20 protein-coding genes are annotated in these 21,098 nt (G+C 60.3%); 5 read left to right on the top strand and 15 right to left on the bottom strand.

Features of this window, described 5'->3' with window-relative positions; all coding sequences use genetic code 11:
• Positions 1-45 precede the first annotated feature (45 nt).
• From RI103_RS10045 to tam, 10 genes are all read right to left on the bottom strand, one after another.
• Positions 46-1,110: a ketoacyl-ACP synthase III gene (locus RI103_RS10045; protein WP_310811908.1), complete on the bottom strand. Its 1,065-nt coding sequence runs from the start codon at positions 1,108-1,110 to the stop codon at positions 46-48.
• Entirely contained in the window at positions 1,107-1,352 is a 246-nt protein-coding gene (locus RI103_RS10040) for an acyl carrier protein (protein WP_310811907.1), read from the bottom strand. The genes RI103_RS10045 and RI103_RS10040 overlap by 4 nt, the downstream gene beginning before the upstream one ends.
• A gap of 21 nt (positions 1,353-1,373) precedes the next feature.
• The gene (locus RI103_RS10035) at positions 1,374-2,738 is read right to left on the bottom strand and encodes a fatty acid--CoA ligase family protein (RefSeq protein WP_310811906.1); all 1,365 of its coding nucleotides are present in this window, start codon (positions 2,736-2,738) and stop codon (positions 1,374-1,376) included.
• 48 nt (positions 2,739-2,786) lie between these two features.
• Entirely contained in the window at positions 2,787-3,134 is a 348-nt protein-coding gene (locus tag RI103_RS10030) for a hypothetical protein (RefSeq protein ID WP_310811905.1), read from the bottom strand.
• An 83-nt stretch (positions 3,135-3,217) separates the two neighbouring features.
• Entirely contained in the window at positions 3,218-4,009 is a 792-nt protein-coding gene (locus tag RI103_RS10025) for an SDR family NAD(P)-dependent oxidoreductase (protein ID WP_310811904.1), read from the bottom strand.
• Positions 4,010-4,087: 78 nt separating this feature from the next.
• Positions 4,088-4,858, bottom strand: coding sequence for an SDR family oxidoreductase (locus tag RI103_RS10020; protein WP_310811903.1), 771 nt, complete (start codon positions 4,856-4,858; stop codon positions 4,088-4,090).
• On the bottom strand, positions 4,855-6,027 hold the full coding sequence (locus RI103_RS10015) for a hypothetical protein (protein WP_310811902.1): 1,173 nt from the start codon (positions 6,025-6,027) through the stop codon (positions 4,855-4,857). Before RI103_RS10015 ends, RI103_RS10020 begins: the two co-directional genes overlap by 4 nt.
• On the bottom strand, positions 6,024-7,064 hold the full coding sequence (locus tag RI103_RS10010; RefSeq protein WP_310811901.1) for an AfsA-related hotdog domain-containing protein: 1,041 nt from the start codon (positions 7,062-7,064) through the stop codon (positions 6,024-6,026). Before RI103_RS10010 ends, RI103_RS10015 begins: the two co-directional genes overlap by 4 nt.
• 693 nt (positions 7,065-7,757) lie before the next feature.
• Positions 7,758-8,123: a hypothetical protein gene (locus RI103_RS10005; protein ID WP_310811900.1), complete on the bottom strand. Its 366-nt coding sequence runs from the start codon at positions 8,121-8,123 to the stop codon at positions 7,758-7,760.
• Between the two features lie 163 nt (positions 8,124-8,286).
• Complete coding sequence (gene tam / locus RI103_RS10000; protein ID WP_310811899.1) at positions 8,287-9,063, bottom strand: trans-aconitate 2-methyltransferase; 777 nt, start codon at positions 9,061-9,063, stop codon at positions 8,287-8,289.
• A 145-nt stretch (positions 9,064-9,208) separates the two neighbouring features.
• Between tam and RI103_RS09995 the strand changes: the two genes are divergently transcribed.
• A complete protein-coding gene (locus RI103_RS09995) occupies positions 9,209-10,105 on the top strand; it encodes a LysR substrate-binding domain-containing protein (protein ID WP_310811898.1) in 897 nt (298 codons plus the stop codon).
• A 77-nt stretch (positions 10,106-10,182) separates the two neighbouring features.
• Here RI103_RS09995 and RI103_RS09990 read toward each other — a convergent pair whose 3' ends face one another.
• From RI103_RS09990 to RI103_RS09975, 4 genes are all read right to left on the bottom strand, one after another.
• A complete protein-coding gene (locus tag RI103_RS09990; RefSeq protein ID WP_310811897.1) occupies positions 10,183-10,830 on the bottom strand; it encodes a GntR family transcriptional regulator in 648 nt (215 codons plus the stop codon).
• Positions 10,831-10,891: 61 nt separating this feature from the next.
• Positions 10,892-12,250 carry an aspartate aminotransferase family protein gene (locus RI103_RS09985; protein ID WP_310815208.1) on the bottom strand — a complete coding sequence of 453 codons (1,359 nt, stop codon included), beginning with the start codon at positions 12,248-12,250 and terminating at the stop codon, positions 10,892-10,894.
• Between the two features lie 46 nt (positions 12,251-12,296).
• Complete coding sequence (locus RI103_RS09980; RefSeq protein WP_310815207.1) at positions 12,297-13,634, bottom strand: glutamine synthetase family protein; 1,338 nt, start codon at positions 13,632-13,634, stop codon at positions 12,297-12,299.
• 191 nt (positions 13,635-13,825) lie between these two features.
• On the bottom strand, positions 13,826-14,656 hold the full coding sequence (locus tag RI103_RS09975) for an oxidoreductase (protein ID WP_310811896.1): 831 nt from the start codon (positions 14,654-14,656) through the stop codon (positions 13,826-13,828).
• A 220-nt stretch (positions 14,657-14,876) separates the two neighbouring features.
• On the opposite strand from RI103_RS09975, the gene RI103_RS09970 reads away from it, so the two are divergent.
• The 3 genes from RI103_RS09970 (at position 14,877) to RI103_RS09960 (ending at position 17,020) form a co-directional block, all read left to right on the top strand.
• Positions 14,877-15,824 (top strand): AraC family transcriptional regulator, encoded by a 948-nt coding sequence (locus RI103_RS09970; RefSeq protein WP_310811895.1) that lies wholly within the window; start codon positions 14,877-14,879, stop codon positions 15,822-15,824.
• Between the two features lie 89 nt (positions 15,825-15,913).
• Positions 15,914-16,537, top strand: a complete 624-nt coding sequence (locus tag RI103_RS09965; protein ID WP_310811894.1) for a glutathione S-transferase family protein — start codon at positions 15,914-15,916, stop codon at positions 16,535-16,537.
• Between the two features lie 138 nt (positions 16,538-16,675).
• Complete coding sequence (locus RI103_RS09960; protein ID WP_310811893.1) at positions 16,676-17,020, top strand: hypothetical protein; 345 nt, start codon at positions 16,676-16,678, stop codon at positions 17,018-17,020.
• A 54-nt stretch (positions 17,021-17,074) separates the two neighbouring features.
• Here the strand turns inward: RI103_RS09960 and fabV are convergent, their stop codons facing one another.
• Positions 17,075-18,274 (bottom strand): enoyl-ACP reductase FabV, encoded by a 1,200-nt coding sequence (gene fabV / locus RI103_RS09955; protein ID WP_310811892.1) that lies wholly within the window; start codon positions 18,272-18,274, stop codon positions 17,075-17,077.
• 181 nt (positions 18,275-18,455) lie between these two features.
• Between fabV and RI103_RS09950 the strand changes: the two genes are divergently transcribed.
• Complete coding sequence (locus RI103_RS09950) at positions 18,456-20,960, top strand: transglycosylase domain-containing protein (protein WP_310811891.1); 2,505 nt, start codon at positions 18,456-18,458, stop codon at positions 20,958-20,960.
• Positions 20,961-21,098: the final 138 nt, after the last annotated feature.

Here is a 21,098-nt window from a genome sequence, read left to right as displayed (position 1 = left end):
ATGCATCATCTATCCGGAACATCATTGCTTCTCGACGCTGAATTGTCACGGCTTGAGATCACTGATAGGCAGGGTCGCTAAGCTGTGGGTCAAGTCCGGGACCACACATGGCGGCACGACTACGGTATTTTGTAGATCCACCTTTGCGGCCAACCACGACAAACCGACTCCAAATCCGCAGAGAACCACGTTTTTTGCCTGTGGACTCCCGATTGCCGCGTGGCGAGACAGAACTAGCGGAATCGAGGTTGAACTCGTGTTGCCAAAGCCGTCGATGTCAATGGGTACTTTCGCGGCGTCTACGCCGATAATCCGGCGGAGGTAGGTCAACATGAATTCATTGGCCTGATGTAAAACAAGAAGATCAAGCGTCGCCGGTGTCAAGCGGGTTGCCTGAAGCAAACTCTTGACCATTGCCGGTACCCTCGCGAGCGCAAAGTTCATAACGGCTTCGCCGTCCATGTGCAGCCCATGAATCTCCGCGCAGACGTGCGCTTCGGATGGCTCGCTATAGCGCAACTTCGCGCCAAGTAAATTGCGGCCACTTCCGTCCGCGGCACACATGAACTCGATCTGCTCCGTGCCCTGGCCAACCAGAGTCGCGGACGCACCATCGCCAAATAACATTGCTACATGCCGGTCATCGTCGCTGATGAGTTTTGACATTACATCACCCGTACAGACAAGCACTTTTTTGCAGGCACCGGAGGCGACGAGAGCTCCGGCCTGAAACAGGGCGCTCAAATATCCAGAGCAACCTGCGTTCAAATCTGTAACGAGGCAGTCCTGGGAGAGACCAAGCCGGCAGTGGATGGTGAAGGCAGCACCCGGACTCCAATCGTCAGGAGTCTGGGTAACGACGATCAGACCGTCTATCTCCGCGGCACTGGTAATCTTCGCGCTGAACAGGTTCTTGCAGGCCGCAGTAATCAGATCCGTAGCCGACAGGTTCCCTGCATAACTTTTGGACCTGACACCGGTTGTCCTGGCAACGCGACCTGCTTCCCGCTCGCCGTATAACAAGGAGAAGTCTTTCAGTGTTGTCTTCTTTTCAGGAACAGCCGCTGTCACGGCCTGGATGGCGGCGCCGGAAATTATGCGTAGACTCATCGCGGTGCGCGTCCCTTGTCTAATAGATCAAAGATGTCGCCTAATGTTTTGGCTTCAGACAGAGCGTCCTTTGATACCGATGCTCGCGTTGCCTCGACAATGAGGGCAATTGCCGCCATCTTCGCGAGCGAGTCCCAATTGCCGGTCATGTTGAGATCCGTTTCCGGATGGAGATTTTCTAGTGGAATCGCCAAAAATTCGGCTAGCCCTTCACGCACGCGCTGCTGGTCAATTTTTTGCATTGTCTTCTTGTCTCCTGCCTTTCAACCTGGTTCGACTAAACCAGGAATTGAATTCAACTTCCGGGATTTTTTGAACCGTGCCGTATGAAGTGGCTCTTCGCTAATCGAAAAGACACGCGGCACCTGTTCGGGCGTGAGTACGCCCTTGACGTACATGAATACTCTGGATTTGAGGCTATCGAGCGTTTCATGCCGTGACAGAGAAAACCGCGCTGCAACGACTTGCCCGAGTAACGGATTAGGTTGACCATAGACGACGACGTCCAGTACGCCGCTGATCTCCTTCAGAATGTTCTCTACGTCGATGGGATAGACTTTTGTGCCACCAACGTTGATCAAATCCGTGTCCCGTCCTTTGACCCGAAAAAATCCGTCGCTCTCTTCAGCCAGGTCACCTGTAATGAAATAGCCGTCTTCGGTTAACGCAGGCGCGCCCGCAAGATACCCCACCAGATTCGTTGGACTGCTGACCTGCAGGATGCCATCAACAATCCTCACCCGATATTCGGGGTCGACGACTTTGATCCATGAACTGTCTTCCGGGCGGCTGACGCAGGGAAGTACACCAATTTCCGACATTCCGTAAAGTTGTCGTAGTTCAACAAGAGGCAGTTCCTCTTTTACACGATTCACTAACGCGGAGGGAGCGGGCTCCGATCCGTAATATATACGTCGCAGGCTCTGTACTTCCCCAAGTTGGAAGCTGTCAGATGACAGTGCCAGATTGAGCAGAGTGGGAGAGACGTGTAGCGTCTGAACACCATATCGTTCGATACAGCGATTGACCTCGTACGGGGAACGCTCACGTGGAAGGACTAGCGTTCCGCGAGTGAACAGCGCGTGCAGGACCGTTGCCAGACCGCCTATATGATCAAAGAGAAGGAACGCCAGCATGACTCCACATGGCTCTGAGTTCAGGTACTGTCGAAGAAACGGTGCCAGGCAGTGCACCACGCCCTTTGCAGGACCTGTCGACCCCGAAGAAAATACGACAAAACCTGTCGCACGTTTGGTGAGCAGGCGTTCAATTGCAGGGGGGAGGGCGGAAACATCCCGGGTCGTGATTTTGGGAAGACCTGTTGAACTTCCGCGGATCACAAAGCTGCATCCGGCTGCACGTGCAAGAGATTCGACGTGCGCGTCACCCGCGGGGACAGCAAGGGCGACAACGTTGTTGTAACGTGCCAGCGCGAATAGCATGGCGATGCTACCCATACTATAGTCGTCAACGAGTAAAACACTGGAATCACAGACGAGCGTCGAGCGAAGCAGTGAAGAGAATTCGAGAACAGCTTCGTAAAGGTCGGCGTAGGAGAAAACACCAGAATCGCCCACGATTGCTGTCACATGATTGAGTGCTTCGATCTCTTTAAGAAAATCTTCCATGTGCTTGCCTCAATAGTTGTCTTCGAGGATTTAGAGCGATTGGGTTAGTCAAATTTCGCTGGTTAGCGCGAGCTCCAATCGTCTGGCGACGTATCTTGCCAGGGATGCAACGGTTGCGAACGGTGCTTCGCCCTTGGGCAGTACCGTTAGATCAGCCAGGCAGACTTCCATACCAAACTGCAATCTGATTTGATCCTCAATGTCGACTATCACGGACACCAGCGTGAGCGAGTCGATTTGTCCGTCGGGCCCGTACAATCGACTAGATTCTCCGCGCGATAGATCGACGGGTTTCTCCAGCAGAGGTTCTTGACGCAAGATCGCGGCTTCAATCAGGCTGATGATGCTGTGGCCCTGGTTACAACTTTCTTTGCCAAAGATGTGTCTATCCGACATGTCAATCCCATTTGTTCTAGTTGAGACCAATCAGCCAATACTTCCGACAGCCGATTACTCGCCGAGCATCTAGACGGATATCCTTACTTACGCGTCGAAGGAGGATGGTGAGTAGAATGGGAAGCACCGGACATGCCGGTTCCTCCAATTACCGTCCGGATGTCGACAAACTCGCCGCTCTTTATTCCGTAATGCTCGCAGTCATTGATGACGGAGTAGATATCATTAGCGCGTTGACGAGGAGAAACCATGTAGCCTGTCGTTAGCGCGCGGCTCTGCAATGCCTTGAGCTCGGGAAATTCGGCGGTTCTCTGACTGAAACTCACCTGCCGGGAAAGATGAGTGTCGACGTTGCATAACCCGAGCACGGCGAACAAAACGTCCGGATTTTCTGCGGCATAGACTCCGGCCAGTGCCGACAAGGCGGCTTTCGAAAGACTGTATGGCAGAGTCCCACCTCTGAAGCGTACTCCGGCCATCGATGCGGAAAGTACACAAATTTTCGGGCGATAACGTGCAGACAAGAGTAGATCGATCAGCAATTTGTTCGCGAGCACATTGACGGAAATCACGTGATTGAGCTCGTCAACGCTAAAATCCTCGCCGCGCCCCGGTACATTCCCGCTCACGCCTGCATTCAGAAAGGCAACTTCGACACCCTGAGTAAGCGCGTCATGAAATGGCCCATACATGAGTTCACGAATCGCGTCAGGCTGTGAGAGGTCGCATCGATGGAACCGGAAGTTCTCGTACGGGATCAGCTGATATGGTGGGCGCCGGGATGTCCCAAGCACAACATAATTTTCCTGCAGATAGAGTTTGGCCAGCGCTTCGCCGATTCCGCTGCTCACACCCGTTATGAGAACTTTTTCCATTGTCGGTATCATTTGAACCAGTGCGTCGCTACGAGGCAGGTGTTTAGTAGAGACGCGAGATAAACTATCCGCGAATATTTAAAACTTGCCGGCGGAATAGCCGCCGTCCACCGGCAAGACAATCCCTGTCACGTACGACGACGAGTCACTGAGCAGCCATAGGATCGTGTCGGCGATTTCATCCGGATTAGCGAAGCGTTTCATCGCCGTGACCTGGATTTTGTGTTGGGTTGCCTCCGGGTTGGCCCGCAATCGTTCTTGTGAATTCATTCCTCCCAACGTTGGACCCGGGCACACGGCGTTGACTCGAATTTGGTGACGACCAGGCATTGTTTCAGCGCATTCAAGTGCGCAAACCTGGGTCAACATATTAAGAGCAGCCTTGCTCGTTGAATAGGCGCTTTGGGCAGCGACGCCGAGCAAACCTGCGCATGAGGACACGTTCACGATCGATGCTCCAGCGTGAACAGCCATAAGTCTTATTTCATGCGAGATCAACAGAAGCGGTCCGAGAAGATTGATTTCGAGAACACGTTTCCATTCCGCCATGTCGAGATCGACTACAGGCGCACGCCTGGTCGTAACGCCGGCGTTATTGACAGCGAGATCGAGCCGGCCGTGGCGGCTATCGATCGTCCTAAACAACTCGGCTATCGATTCTTGATCGGTAACGTCACTTTTGACAAAGTGGCACATGTGGCCAAGCAATCGTTGTGCTGTCGCACCGTCTACTTCGTTTCGCCCCGTGATATAGCAGGTAGCGCCAGCTCCGATCAGTTTTTTGCTAACTTCAAGACCGATGCCACGTGTTCCACCCACCACAAGCGCAATCTTCCCGTCAAAGCTCATGCTGGATTTTCCTTGTAATAGATCTGCAGTTTGCGCGGGCGCTTGTAAGCCGGGTTGACACAGCAATACACCCGCGTCGCCGGTGAGGCACGTTTATCGCGGAAACAATTTGAATCCCACAAGCAGCGGGTAACTTCGTCCTCCCTGCCGGCCAGTTCTTTTTTCACCAGGTTGTTATCAGCCAAAACCGCGCGTGCAAAGCCGACAAAGTCGGCGTCTCCGCTTTCAATGATCTCGTTCGCGACAGAGATGCTGGGTATCGATCCGGTGAAGCCTGTTGGCAATCCAGCAATCCGCTTCAAGAACCGCGAACCGCGCCGCGAGATATTGATCGCCTGTTCTCTATCGCTAAAGAATTTTCCGAAGGTCTCGCTGACGCCAATCGAGCATGTAATCGCGGCAATTCCACTTTCTTTGAGGGCACACGCTACGTCCCCGAGGAGTTCAACTTGTTGACCGTCGGACCCAAAGCCGTCGTCGATCCCGAGACGAACCGTTAAGGTTGCTTGCCCATTCGTGACCTTGCGGATTTCCTGAATGATCGATAGAAGAAGCTTCGCCCGCTTGAGCGGCGTACCGCCCCAATCATCGACGCGTCGGTTTGTTCGCGGCGACAGGAAACTGCTGATCAGGTATCCATTCGATGCCTGGATCTGGAGGAGGGTGGCACCTGCGGCCACGGCCAACTGTGCCGCGGACGAAAACTGTCTGATGCAAGAGAAAATCTGCTCCTGCGTCATTGCGACTGTGCGCGCATGTGGATACCGTGCCGACGCACGAGACGGAATTCCGCTCGGACTCGGTATGACGGCGTTGTCGCCCACCGGCATTCCCTGAGGGCCGTAGTGCTGCAATTGCAGTCCGAGCGGGAATCCTCGGTCCAACGCCGACTGAAAAATTGGCCGCAGCGCTTCGGCGTGTGCCATTGAAGTTAGTTTCAGCCCGCGGCCGTTATAGCGTGAAGTCTCATCAACCGTTGCATTGCCGAGAAACCCGAACCCGCATCCGCCGTCCATCAGTGATTGGTAGACCTGCTCGAACTCCGGCCGGGGCATACCCAGTTCGGAACATAGGTCCAGCCCCATCGGTGCAAAGTAAAGGCGATTTTTCGCGCGGATTTGCGCACCCAGATTGAGAGGTTGTGCAGCAGCCAGGTGAGAAATGTTCATTGCGGGACCTTCGACAGCGAGGTCAATGGGTCCGCAACCTGCCTGAAGGCTCGCTTGATGATCTCGCTAAGGCTGAGAAGCTCTTTCGCGGAAAGTTCTGCGAACGTCCACGTCAGGGCTGGCGTGATTTTTTCGCATGTAGCTACAGGTAGCGTGAGGCTGGTCATGCCGTCCAACTCGACGTGCAACGATGTCGCATTGGTGTCGATTTCCGATGACAATGCCGTTACGCAACCTGCCCTGGAAATGGCCAGAGGCGAAACCGGATGTCGTGTGCCGTTGTGCGTAACAACAAAGCAATTCAACTTTCGAGAGTCGAGCGGCGCAAACCAGTTGTCATCAAATAAAAGGACATTCCGGATTCTTTCGAATAAACCAATGTCTATAATGGGAGCTTTCGTATCAATTGTCGCCAGAAGCGTTTGTCTCTGGTAAATCGAGACTCGATAGTGGATATTTTTTGGCTTTGAATGTGGTGTTTGATCAAGGTCATCGACCACGAGCTCGACTGGATACATCAATTCGGCGTAGCCGAAGAATCTGGCATTAAGTTCAGAAAGAGTTACAGTGATATGCCCGCGAGCGTGTGTCGTATGGTTATATAAGTGATGGTAAACAGCCTGGCGGGCTGCCTCTATCAACATGGTTCCGGGCACGTGTTCGTGCAATTTCCGGTAGAAAAAGTAGTGCTGACCTGTGTTGATTAATTCGAATGAACTCGACCCACACCCGCGTAAATGCAGATTCGACAATTCATCTGGAAGGTCCGCTAATGTGTCCCTTTCGCCTTTATCGGCGGTTGGGGCATTCGAAAGACGGGGCGTGATTGCCTGGAACGGTATCGCTTTGATACTCTCCCAGTGCTCATCGAGGGGACTGCTGGCGGCCCGATCGGAAAGCTGACATTGCCTGAGCACTTCCGGAGATGCACAGAACCGGTAAAGCTTCTGTTCGTAGGGGCGATAAAAGCGTTTAATCTTTTCTTGCTTGTCGCCACTTGAAGCCGATACGGCTGCTGCGTCGATGAAAAGCGGCATAGCGGTTCTCGGGCGGCAGATCAATACATCTTCCGGTACGTCTTTATGCAAAATGCCGGGGGATATCGTTTTGTTAATTATTTTCATTCGATGCGAATACGAGCGAGCCTGCCGTAGGTGAAATGGATCGCAGATAGGAAACAGATTTCTTATCTCCGAGATTTAACCGGTACGCAGGATTTAACGAAAGAATGTCGTGGATCTATTATTGGCAGATTTGCCGCCGCCGTGCAATTTTTTATAACCACATAATCGTTTGATTTGATATGTGTCAATGTTGACTCTTGTGCGCGTAATGAATTGAATGCATTCGCGGTCGCCAACGGACTCCGTTCTACCGTCCCAGCACGATCTGCGCGCGCTTGCGCAACACGATCGCGACGACGGGTCCATCCAGAGGCTGATCGATGAGATCGGCCATGTGCGAGATTCAATGCAGCGATTGGCCGCTCAGGTACTGCAAAGCCGCGCTCGGGCGTGCAGGTAAACAGCCGGATGGCCGGACCCCGTGCCGCTCATGGTCTGTGGGCGCCGCTCGGGCTCGTTGAGAATTGCAGCCAAGTTCGCTTTTTTTAACGACGTCAAACCAAACGGGAGCGGGTCGACGCGGGTGTATCAGGTCGATCTCGGGGTCGTGTACAGCTTGGTTTTTTGGGGGCTTGATTTGCTTGTGTTCCCGGCAAAATCCCCAAATCAATCCGCCAGCCTCTTATCCGCCAAAGCACTCTGGCAATCCGCAATAACCTGTCTCACAAGCCTGGCTTGAGGATCAAGCTCATCCGTATCAAGAATCTCCTCAACCGCATCTCTCGCCCAATCCGCTTCGACAAACTGCGCATGCCTGCGCGCAATCTCCACAGCGGTAGCGGTCAGCTTCGCGATAGTGAGCCAATCGGCCTCGCGCGCCCGCCGATCCAGCCACTTATGCGCGGCCTGCACATGAAACGCCGCATCCGGCCAGTCCTCATTCAGGTAATAAGCGCCAAGACTCCCGCATGTGAGCCAGCACAACAACTCCAAACGGTCTCGTGGACTCAGATGATGGCGTACATCACTCATGGCGACGCTCGCTGCTGAAAATTGCGTTCCGGTGAGAACGGCTAGCCGCCATCCCCCGCTTTGATTGAACAATATCACGCAGAATTCAAACGCGGCAATTCCTGAGTACCCTGGCGCGCGGGCGCCACAGCCGGCACGGCAACCCGCTCGCGAGCCGGCGCCGCTAGCGGGTGGCGACGATGAACAGCCGTGGAAACGGCAGCAGCACCGTGCCGTCGGTGAGCGCCGGATACGCCCTGGCGATCGCGTCCCGATAACGCTCCAGGAAAGCGGCTTGCTCCGCATCGTCGAGTTCGGCGAGAAACGGCCGCAGCGCGCTGCCCTTGAACCATTCGACCACCGCGTCCGCGCCGCCCGCGAGCGGGTGGTGGTAGACGGTACGCCATACGTCGACCCGCGCGCACAGCGGCTCCAGCAAGCCGTAGTACCAGTCGGCGCCGTAGCGCATGCTGCGCTCGACGCCCTTGAGCTTCTCCGCCCACGGGCCGTCCGCAGCGATGTCGCGCAGCAGACGGTGCGCGGGTTCGTCCAGATTGTCCGGCATCTGCACGGCGAGGCTGCCGCCCGGCGCGAGCTTCGCCACGAGTGACGGAAACAGCCGCTCGTGGTCGGGCACCCATTGCAGCACCGCGTTGGCGAGGATCAGGTCATACGGTCCCGGCGCGTCCCACGTGGAAATGTCGCTCACGTCGAACTGGAATTGCGGCAGGCGCCGGCGGGCCGCCTCGATCATGTCGGGCGAACTGTCCATGCCGCTGACCGCCGCGCCCGGCAGGCGCGCGGCGAGCGTCTCGGTCGAGTTGCCGGGTCCACAGCCGATGTCCACCGCGCTCTTCACGTCAGTCGGCGGCACGGCCGCCAGCAGATCCCTGACCGGACGTGTGCGCTCGTTTTCGAACAACACGTATTGCTTCGCATGCCAATCCTTCTTCGACGTCATCTGATGCTCCTTTTGTCCGTGGTAGCGGATCGGCGGCCGGCGATTGCGTCTCTTCGACGTCTCGAACCGACCCAATCCGCTCATTCTCGGCGGCGCCGAAGGCGGAGTAAAATGAATTTATCATTCCGATTCCTTCATTTTTCTAATGAAAATCGACACGCTCGGCGTTCAGGCCTTCGTCGCCATCGCGGATCGCGGCAGTTTCCAGGGTGCCGCCGATTCACTGCACGTCACGCAAACAGCCATCACGCAGCGGCTGCGCAAGCTCGAAACCTACCTCGGCGTCACGCTGATCGAGCGCACCACGCGCTCCATGGCGCTCACCGAAATCGGCCGCGGTTTTCTGCCGCAAGCGCGCCGCCTGCTCGGCGAACTCGCCGACGCGCTGGTGGAAATCCGCGAGACGGGCGTGGCGCGTCGCGGCGATGTCTCCATCGCCTGCGTGCCGACGGTGGGCGTGCAATATTTGCCGCGTATTCTGCTGGCGTATTCGGCGCGTTATCCGCATAACCGCATCAGGATCCTCGATCACGCGTCGTCCGCGGTGGAGGCGGCCGTGCTACGCCGCGAAGTCGAGTTCGGCATCAATATCGCGGGCGAGCATCATCCGGATCTGACCAGCGTGCCGCTCACGGAGGACCGCTACGTCCTGATCTGCCATCAGGATCATCCGCTGGCGAAGCGGCGCCGCATCGCCTGGCAGCAGCTGCAATCCTATCCACTGATCTTTGCCGGCGAGGTGAGCGGCAACCGCGCGTTACTGGACGTCGCGCTGCAAACGAGCGAACTGGCACTGCGCTCGTTCTACGAAGTGCAGCGCAGTTCGACGGCCGTCGGGCTGGTCGCGCAGGGCGTGGGCGCGGCCGTGGTGCCGGCGCTCGCTCTTCAGAAGGGCGCGTATCCGACGGTACGCACTGTTGAACTCACGCAGCCGGCGGTGTCGCGCACGCTCGTCCTCGTGGCGCGCAAGACCGCGCAGTTGTCGCCGGCGGCGCAGGCGCTTTACGACATGATTCGCGAGCAGGCGACGCTAAAAGCCTGAGAGCGGTCAGATAGCTCCGCTGCTTCAAGTCAGAGCGTCTGCGAGCCGCGGATTGCGTTCGGCGGGCGATCACACGCCTACAAGCATTGCGCCCGCAAGCACGTCGCCGCGTGATTCAGGTCGCGCTCGATAGCCCGCCGCACGCCGGCCGCGTCGCGCGCTTTTGCGGCGCTCAGCAGATCGTCGTGTGCGTCGTTGAGCGTGTCGGCAAAAAGCGACTCGCCGAACAGCAAATTCGAAATCGGCCCGACCTGCAGCCACACGGTTTCTATCAGTTCCAGCAGCAGCGGCGAGCCGGCCGCCCGGTACAGAATCAGGTGGAATGCCTCGTTGGCGTCGAGATAGCCTTTGGCGTCGGCGCTGCGTAACGCCTGCGCCATCTGCGCATTCAGCATTTCCAGCGTGCCGAGGTCGTGCGCCGTGAGATGCGGCACGCCGAGTTCGGCGGCCTGGCCTTCGAGAATCAGACGCACGCGCAGGACGTCGTCGAACTGTTGTTTCGACAGATGCGGCACCGTCACGCCGCAATTGGGCACGTTGACGAGCGCCGATTCGGCCGCGAGGCGCTGCAAGGCGGAGCGCACCGGCATTTCACCCACGCCGAGTTCGGCGGCGACGTGGCGGATCTTGATGCGCTCGCCGGGCACGAAGCGTCCAATGGTGAGCCACTGCCGCAGCGTGTCGTAGGTCTGGTCCTGCAGCGTGTGATGACGCGAAGTTTTCATAAAGCTCGTTGCAAAACCCCGTGGAAAAGGGTGCAAAAAAGGCCGGCGTGTCGGCGCGACCTCACATCAGTTCGCCAAGACACGCGTCGAACGCGGCGACCAGCTTGTCCACGTCCTGTACCGACGTCTCCGGGCACACCAGAATCATGTTGTGAAACGGGGTGATCAACACGCCGCGGTTCAGCAAATAGAGGTGCAAGACGTGTTCCAGTTCGTGATCGAGTTGCCGTCCGGCTTCGCTGCCGTTACGCGGCGGCGTCGGCATGAACTGGAATTCGTTGCGGGCGCCGACACGCGTCACGCACCACGCGAGGCCATGCCGCGCAATCGCGTCCCGCAGTCCGCTCTCGATGCGCTCCGCCAGCGCGAACATATGCGCGTAGGCCGCATCGGTCATCACCTCGGCGAGCGTGGCGCGGATCGCGCTCATCGCCAGCATGTTCGCGGTGAGCGTCGTGCCGATACCGGAGTGACCCGGCGGCGCACTGCGCTTGGCCTGCTGGGCACGCGCGGCGAATTCAGCGCTGAAGCCATATACAGCGCACGGAAAGCCGCCGGCGACGGGTTTGCCGAGCACGAACAGATCGGGTTCGAGCCCGTGCGCTTTCGTATAGCCGCCTGGGCCGCAACTGATCGTGTGCGTTTCGTCGATGACGAGCAGCGTGCCGTAGCGGCGCATCAGCGCTTGCGCCTCGCGCCAGTAATCCGCCTCGGGCAGCACCATGCCGATGTTGGTCATCGCAGGTTCGGCGAGCACGCAGGCCGCGTCGCCATCTTTGAGTGCATCCTCGAGCGCGGCGAGGTCGTTGAATTCGATCACGCGCGTGCTGCCGAGCAGATCGTGCACCTGGCCGATCAAACTGTCGCGCTGTTGCGGCTGACCGTCGACCAGATCGACGAAGACGTCGTCCACGGTGCCGTGATAGCAGCCGTTGAAAATGACGATCTGTCTGCGCCCGGTCGCCGCGCGTGCCCAGCGCAACGCGAAGCGGTTGGCGTCGCTCGCCGTCATCGCGAACTGCCAGTACGGCAGCCCGAAGCGGCGCGCGAGTTCTTCGCCGACCCACGCGGCGTCTTCGCCCGGCAGCATGGTCGTCAGGCCGCGTTGCGCTTGCGCCGCGAGCGCCCGTGCGACGGGCGCCGGCGAATGGCCGAACATCGCGCCGGTGTCGCCGAGGCAGAAGTCCGCATAGCGGTGACCGTCCACATCGGTAAACGCAGCGCCGCGTGCTTCTTCGACATAAAGGGAGAAGGGCGTCGGCCAGTCGTTCATCCAGTGCAGCGGCACGCCGAACAGCAGGTGGCGCGCGGCGCGTTCGGACAGCGCGCGCGACTTCGGCATGGCCTCGACAAACGCGCGGCGTTCGCGCTCGACGAGCGCTTGCGCGCGCGTCCAGTTGATGCCTCGACGGGTATTCAATGGCAATTGCACGCTCTCCAATCGGGTTACCGGCCGCGGCCCGCGTTCAGACGAGCAGTTGCAGATGCTCGCGTTCCCACGCGGTAATGCCTTGCGAGAAAGTCTCGAATTCCTTTTCCTTCACCGCGCAATAGGCTTGCACGAAACTCTCGCCCAGCACACCGGCGAGTTCGGGGCATTTCAAAAGCGCCTTGAGCGCGTCTTCCAGGCCGCGCGGCAACTCGTACTCGAGGTCGTAGGCGCTTTCGATCATCGGCGTCGACGCTTCCTGCTGCTCCGCCATGCCGAGATAGCCGCAGGCGAGGGTGGCCGCCATGGCGAGATACGGATTCACGTCGACGCCCGGCACGCGGTTCTCCAGGCGCCGGCCGTCCGGCTCGGAATTAGGCACGCGGATGCCGCAGGTGCGGTTGTCGTAACCCCAGCGCACGTTGATCGGCGCGGCGGTGAAGCGCGACAGGCGCCGGTAGGAATTCACATACGGCGCGAACATGGGCATGGCTTGCGGCATGTACTTCTGCAAGCCGCCGATATAGTTGAAAAACAGCGGGCTCGCCGAGCCGTCGGGCAGCGAGAAAATGTTCTGCCCGCTTTCCCGATCGACGATGCTTTGATGAATATGCATCGCGCTGCCCGGTTCGTGCTCCATCGGCTTGGCCATGAAAGTGGCGAAAATGCCATGACGGAAGGCGGTTTCGCGCACCGCGCGTTTGAACAGGAACACGCGGTCGGCGAGATCGAGCGCGTCGCCGTGCGAGAAGTTGATCTCCATCTGCCCGGCGCCGACTTCGTGCACGAGCGTCTCGACGCCGAGATGCGTCATCTCGCAGAAGCGCGACAGGTCCTGGAAGAACGGATCGAATTCGTTGACCGCGTCGATCGAAAAAGACTGGCGGCCGGCTTCGTGACGCCCCGCGCGGCCGAGCGGCGGGCGCAGCGGCTCGTGCGGATTCTTGTTCTGCGCGATCAGATAGAACTCCATCTCCGGCGCGACCACCGGGCGCCAGCCGCGTTCTTCGTAAAGCTGCAGCACGCGGCGCAACACCGCGCGCGGCGAGATGCCGATCGGCTTGCCGTCCAGTCCGACGCAGTCGTGAATCACCACCGCGACCTGTTCGATGGCCCACGGCACGAGCCGCACCGTATTCGGATCGGGAATGCAGACCATGTCGGGATCGCTCGGCCCGACAAAGCGCTCGAAATTCGCGAATTCGCCGTTGACGGTGATCATCAGCAGCGCGTTCGACATATGCATCTTGCCTTCCGCGAGGAACAGATTCTTCGGCACGATCTTGCCACGCGCGACGCCGGTCATGTCCGGTATCACGCACTCCACTTCATGGATGCGGTGATGTTCCAGAAATTCGCGCAAGCCGCAGTGCAGGTCGCTTTGCAAGGTTGACTCCAGTCGGTTGATGACAGCGGCGCGAGGCGCTTTCGACAACGGAGCGCAACGGGCCGCCTGTTCGGAAAAGCTGGATTTTTTGCATTGTGGGATTTGATCAAATCATGCCACGATTTTCGCGTCTTGAGAAATCGCCTCGCCATTTCTCAAGCGCAGTCGCGCTTTTTGCGTCAGGCGAAGTCGGTCGAGCGCGACAGCGCTTCCCACGTTTCGATCTCCTCGTTCAGCGCCGCCAGCTTCGTCTTCACCAGGTCGAGCGCATCGTTGCCGAGCAGCAGATGCACCGGCGGATTCTTTGCCGCGACGATTTCCAGCAGCGCCCGCGCCGCTTTGCGCGGGTCCCCCGCCTGCTTGCCGCTCTTTGCTTCGCGCGCCTCGCGGACCGGGTCGAACAGGGCGTCATAATCGGCGATGCTGCGGCTTGCCCGGACCATCGAACGGCCCGCCCAATCCGTGCGGAACGAGCCGGGCGCGACAGCCGTGACCTTGATGCCGAAGGCCGCCACTTCTTTCGCCAGCGCGTCGCTGATGCCTTCGAGCGCGAACTTGCTGCCGCAGTAGTACGCAATGCCGGGCATCGTGATGAAGCCGCCCATCGACGTGATATTGATGACGTGACCCGAGCGGCGCTCACGCATGGCCGGCAGCACGGCCTTGATCATCGCTACCGCGCCGAACACGTTGACGTCGAATTGACGACACAGATCGTCGAGCGGCGACTCTTCCAGCGTGCCCTCGTGTCCGTAGCCGGCGTTGTTGACGAGGACGTCGATCGGGCCGACGGTTTGGGTGATCGCGGCGACGGCGGGCGCGATCGCCTCGAAGTCCGTGACGTCGAGCACGACGGCATGGGCCCGTTCGGCCGCGAGCGCGGTGAACGCATCGCGCGCCGCTTCATTGCGCACCGTGCCGACGACGGTATGGCCCGCGTCGAGCGCTGCCTGCGCGAACGCACCGCCGAAACCGGAACTGACGCCGGTGATCAGAAACGTTTTGCTCATGATGATTCACTCCGTTGTTTTGTCCGTCATTGCATGGCGCCTTCGGGCGAAAACGCGTGGCATCGACGGAGACCAGCGCAGGACTGAATGGTAGGGGCGCGAGAGCCGGGTGCGAATGCCGGTTCGTCTGCGGTGATTGCCTGATCCTATGAATGGATGGATTTTCCGCCGTGGCGATGGCACAGTGCAGGCTTGCGAATCATGGGACACGGGGCACGTCATGGCGTCAAAACGCGTTGATCGGAGCACGCAGCAACGCATGGTGGCCTTGCTCGAAAATCTCGCGCCGCTGGAAGGCTACAACCTCACCGCGCTGCCCGACGTGCGCTTTCTGCGCTCGAACCGGCCGCTCAGCCGCACTCCGGTGCTGTACGACCCGGGCGTGGTGATCGTCTGCCAGGGGCGCAAGCGGGGCTTTCTCGGCGAGACGATCTACGTGTACGACGCGCAGCACTACCTGGCCGTCTCGGTGCCGGTGCCGTTCTCGATGGAAACCGAAGCGAGCGAGGCGGAGCCCTTGCTGGCGATTTATTTCCGCCTCGACTTCAAAGTTGCCGCCGATCTGCTGCTGCAACTCGACGAGCGTGAGGCCGGCGTGCCGGCCGAGCCGCGCGGCATGATGTCGACGCCGCTCGACGCGAAACTGAGCGCTTCGGTACTGCGCTTTCTGGAGGCGATGAGCGTGCCGCTCGAGGCTGACTTGCTCGGTCCGGCACTGGTGCGCGAAATCTACTTCCACGTGCTGACCGGCGAGCAGGGCGGATCGATGCGCGCCGCGCTGACCGCGCAAGGCCAGTTCGCCCGGATCGCCAAAGTCATCCGCAAGATTCACGCATGCTATCGCGAGCCGCTCGACGTCGAGCAACTCGCGCTGGAAGCGAACATGAGCGTGCCCAGCTTCCACGCGCATTTCAAGGCCGTGACGCGCACGTCGCCAATGCAATATCTGAAGTCAACGCGGCTTCATCAGGCGCGCCTGCTGATGGTGAGAAACGAGGTGACGGCGGCGCTCGCCTGCGCGCAGGTGGGCTATGAGAGCGCCTCGCAATTCAGCCGCGAATTCAAGCGCCTGTTCGGACGCAGTCCGGTCGAAGAGGCCGACCGGATGCGTAAAACCTTCGCCGTGTCGCCGCCCGCGCCGGGCTCGATCTTCGTCGCGTCGCACTGAGTGGCGTCGCACTGAGCAGCGCTGGCACGGCGCGCATGAGGCAAACTGTGCCTGTCCGAGCCACCGAGCCGTCGATACGCTTTGAACCCATGCTACAGATACTCGGCAAGACCTCATCCATCAACGTCCGCAAAGTCTTGTGGACGTGCGCGGAACTCGCGCTTCCATTCGACCAGCAAGACTGGGGCTCCGGATTCCGCGCGACCGACGTGCCGGAATTTCTCTCGCTGAATCCCAACGCAATGGTCCCCGTCATCAAGGACGGCGAGTTCGTGCTGTGGGAGTCGAATTCGATCATCCGTTATCTGGCGGGCCGCTATCACGGCGAGTCGTTATATCCCGTCGATCCATACGAGCGCGCCCGCTGCGATCAGTGGATCGACTGGCAGGCGAGCGAATTGAACCGTTCCTGGAGCTACGCCTTTCTGGCGCTGGTCCGGCATTCTCCGGCCCACCAGGATGCGCTGCAGATCGATCTGTCGTGTGCGAACTGGGCGAGGCAGATGGCCATGATCGAAGGTCAGTTGTGCAAAACCGGCGCGTTCATCGCGGGAGAGTCGTTTTCGCTCGCGGACATTCCGATTGCGCTGTCCATCAACCGCTGGCTGGAAACGCCGTTGCAGCACGGCGATTTGCCCGCGGTCGCGGCGTATATGGCGCGTCTCGCCACGCGCGACGGCTACCGGAAGTATTGCCGCAACGGCACGCCGTAATGCATTCGCGCGTACCCGCGACGCTTACAACAAGCGTATGCAATGCTTACGGCTTCCTGCCCATGCAAGCGCTGCTGCGCGGCACGTCCCAACTCACCTACAATGACCGCTTTTGCGACACCGATTGAAGGTTCCACGATGCGGGTATCGAAAGTTGCGCTGGCGTTGCTGGCCGCGTGTTTCACTCTGAATGCGAGCGCCGAGATGACGGCCGCGCAGTACAAGCAATGGGCGCACGCCGACAATAACTCGATCTACGCCGCGTACATTACCGGCACGATCAACGCGTTCGGCTGGGCCAACGGCGAGCTGGTATCGAAGAAGAAACCACCGCTCTTCTGCCCGCCGCAAAATCTCGCCATCGGCAATCAGAACGTCTATCCGTTGCTCGACGAGTTCTTCACCAACCACCCGGGTATTTCGGACGACTTTCCGATCGGCCTCGCGATTCTTCGTTCGCTTCAGGCCGCGTTTCCCTGCTGAAAGCCCGATAAGGATGGCGCGGCTCAGGCCACCGTCAGCGCGTTGCGATCGTAATTATCCAACCTGCACGAGCTTCGGAATCTGCACGTCCGGATTGACGTCCGCTTCATAATCCACGCCCGCGATCTCGAAGCCGAACAGACGCAGGAAGTCCGTCTTGTAGCCGCTGAAGTCGGTGAGTTCGTAGATATTGTCGTTGGTCACCTGGCTCCAGAGCGCCTGCACGCGGCTTTGTACCTCGGGGTCGAGCTCCTTGTAGTCCGCGCGCAGGCGTCCTTCTTCGTCGAGATGCGGCGCCGCGCCGTACATGCTGTCCTTGTACAGGCCGTAGACCTGTTCGATGCAGCCTTCGTGCGTGCCTTGCTCCTTCATGACCTTGAAGAGCAGCGACAGATACAGCGGCATCATCGGGATCGCGGAGCTGGCCTGGGTGACGACTGCCTTGAGCACCGAGACGCGCGCGTCGCCGCCCCTGGCCGCCAGCTTCTCGCGAATGCCCAGCACTTTCTGGTCGAGGTCCTTCTTGGCGGCGCCGATCGAGCCGTTCCAGTAGATGTCGTGGGTGATCTTTTCACCGAGATAGGTGAACGCGGTGGTCTTCGCGCCGTCCGCGAGCACGCCGGCTTCGAGCAGGGCGTCGATCCACATCTGCCAGTCTTCGCCGCCCATCACCGCGACGGTGTGGTCGATTTCCTCCTGCGTGGCGGGTTCGAGCACGGTTTCCTTGATGACTTCCTTGTCCGTGTCGATGCCGCGCAGATTCACGGCCTTGCCGACCGGCTTCAAGGTCGAGCTGAACACTTCGCCGCTCTTCGGATGCGTGCGCTTGGGCGCGGCAAGGCTGTAGATGACCAGGTCGACCTGACCCAGATCGCGCTTGATGACTTCGATGGTGCGCGCCTTGACTTCATCGGAGAAGGCGTCGCCGTTGATGCTGGTCGCGTACAGGCCTTTCTCCGTGGCGAATTTCTCGAAGGCGGCGGTGTTGTACCAGCCGGCCGTGCCGGCCTTGGTTTCGCTGCCGGCGCGCTCGAAGAACACCCCGAGGGTAGCGGCGTCGGAGCCGAACGCCGCGCTGATGCGGGCGGCGAGGCCGTAGCCGGTGGATGCGCCGATCACGAGCACCTTCTTCGGGCCATTGGCGATGGGGCCGCGTGCCTTGACGTATTCGATCTGTTCCTTGACATTGGCTTCGCAGCCGGTCGGATGGGTGGAAACGCAGATGAAGCCACGCACGCGCGGTTTGATGATCATGAAGCACCTCTTGTCGGAATTGGCGACATTATAGTGGGCCGCGATTGTTGCGGGCGCGCCGCAGCGGTTCGGCCGATTGCGATGCGCTTGCGCTGCTTCGGCGGCGCGCGCGCGGCAAAAAATCGGCTACCGCCGCGCATCTTGGTAGGATTGCGCCTTTCCAAGCCGACGGTAAGCTAGTGTGAAGCGCTTCATCCCCTCATTTCTGGCGGCCCTTGAAAAAGGGCTGACTTTGGCGAACCCGCTCGTCGCCCAGGCGCTGTGGCACTTGCGCCATCCTACGCGCCGCGGCGTGCTGAAGGCTTGCGCGGCGCTGGCGCTGCTGTTCGTGCTGTATGTGCTGATCCTGATTCCGTTCACGCCGGGCATCGGCGATATCCGCAAGGCCAAGATCGAGCAGCCGGCGCAGATTCTGTCCGCGGACGGCAAGCTGCTGGCCGAATTCAAGCCCTCCAACCGCGAATGGGTCAAGCTCAAGGACATCTCGCCCAACGTAGTGAATGCGCTGATCGCCACCGAAGATCACCGCTTCTACCAGCATTGGGGCCTCGACTGGCGGCGCACGGCATCGGCCGCGCTGCATACGTTTTCCGGCGACCGGCAAGGCGGCTCGACCATCACCCAGCAGCTCGCCCGCAATCTGTACCCCGACGAGATCGGCCGCGCGCCGACGCTCACGCGCAAGCTCAAGGAAGCGATCACGGCTTTCAAGATCGAGGCGCTCTACACCAAGGACGAGATTCTCGAGACCTACCTGAACACGGTACCGTTCCTCTATAACGCCTACGGCATCGAGATGGCGGCGCGCACCTATTTCGACAAATCGGCTTCCGACCTGAACGTGCTGGAAAGCGCGACGCTCGCCGGCATGCTCAAGGGCAACAGCTACTACAACCCGGTGCTCAATCCCGAACGCGCGTTGCAGCGGCGCAATACGGTGCTCGGACAGATGGTCAAGTACGGCAAGCTGACGCCGGCGGCTTATGCGACGCTCAGCCGCCGGCCGCTGCGGATCGATTTCGAGCGCCAGACCGAGCCGCCCGGACCGGCGCCGCACTTCGCGCAGCAACTGCGCAAGTGGCTGGCGTCGTGGGCGGATCGCAACGACTACAACATGTACTCCGACGGGCTGGTGGTACGCACCACCATCGACTCGCGCCTGCAGACCATGGCGACCCAGGCCGTGACCTTGCAGGGCAATCAGCTGCAGGGCATCGCCAACTCGGCGTGGGGTACGCGCGCGGGCTGCTCGAACGGGCGCGACCTGTTGCAGACGTTCCTGCGCGAAACACCCGACTACCGCGCCGCCAAAGACGCGGGCCTGACCGATGACGACGCGCTCAAGCGCGTCTCGTCCGAGCGCGACCTCGTGAAGTCGGTCTGCGAGTCCAAGACCCGCGTGCAGGCGGATTTCCTCGCGATGGATCCGCGCAACGGCCAGATCAGGGCGTGGGTGGGCAGCCGCGATTTCAGCCAGGATCCGTTCGACCACGTCCAGCAGGCGCGGCGCCAGCCGGGTTCCACCTTCAAGCCGTTCGTCTACGCGGCGGCCTTCGAGTCGGGCGCGAAACCCGCCGACACCTTCGTCGATAAGCCCGTGGAAATTCCGCTGGCAGGCGGCGAAGTCTGGCGTCCGGGCGACGAGGACGAGCCGAGCGAACGCAAGATCAGCCTGCGCGACGGCCTCGCGTATTCGCGCAACCGGATCACCGCGCAACTGATGGAGACGGTCGGCCCGAACAAGGTCGCGCGCCTCGCCCGCGCCATGGGCGTGCGCGACAGCGAACTGGACCCGGTGCCGTCGCTCGCGCTCGGCACGAGCCCTGTGACGCTCAAGGAAATGGTCTCGGCCTACGGCACGATCGCCAATCTCGGCGGCTACGTGGAGCCAGTGATGGTGACGCGCATCGAGAACCGCAAAGGCGACGTGCTGGCGGAATTCGCGCCGGTGTCGCCGAAACAGGAACTGCCCGCCGACACCGACCGCGTGCTCATCGACGTCATGCGCGACGTAGTGAACCGCGGCACGGGTTCGAGCATCCGCAGCCGCTTCGGCGTCCGTGGCGATGTGGCGGGCAAGACCGGCACGACGCAGGGCAACGCGGACGGCTGGTTCATCCTGATTCATCCGCAGCTCGTAGCGGGGGCATGGGTGGGCTTCAACGACAGCCGCGTGACCTTGCGCAGCGACTATTGGGGGCAGGGGGCGCACAGCGCGCTGCCGATCGTCGGCGATTTCTTCCAGCGCGCGCAGCGCTCGAGGCTGGTCGACAGCCGCGTCAAATTCGCGACCGACCAGCAGCCGGGCTGGTTCGCCGAGCGCTCGGGCAGGTTGCGCGAGTGGTTCCAGAATCTCTTGACGAGTTCGCCGGCGAAGCCGGAGGCACCAGCAGTGCCGCGCACCACGACGCGTCGCACGCCGGCTGCCGTGCCGGCTGAACCGTCGGTTGCGCCATCGGCGTCGATCGCGGTAGCCGAGCCGCGAACGTTGCCGCAGCCGCCGTTGCTGCCGGCGCCGGGTTCCGCGCCGGTGGCGGCGAGCGGGGCGGTCGACGGCGAGGCGCGCGGCGGCGGCGAACCGGCCCTCGCGCCGACGCCCACGCCGGACGATGTGGTGCCGCCGGACGCCGGCAGCCCAACTAATGCGTTGCCGGAAACGTCGGCGGGTGGTCGCGGCGCGCCGTGAGCGATGGAGTCGCCGCGTCGCGCGGCTGAGCGGTTGGCGATATTCCTTTGGTGCGGCCAGGTTCATGCGGTGCTTTGGTCGGCGTGGCTGAGCCGGCGGCGGTTCCCGCAAGGGCGGCTATGTTCGCGGCGTTTCCCG

Source organism: Paraburkholderia sp. FT54, assembly GCF_031585635.1.
Lineage (GTDB): Bacteria > Pseudomonadota > Gammaproteobacteria > Burkholderiales > Burkholderiaceae > Paraburkholderia.
This window is presented reverse-complemented; position numbering and strand designations above follow the sequence as displayed.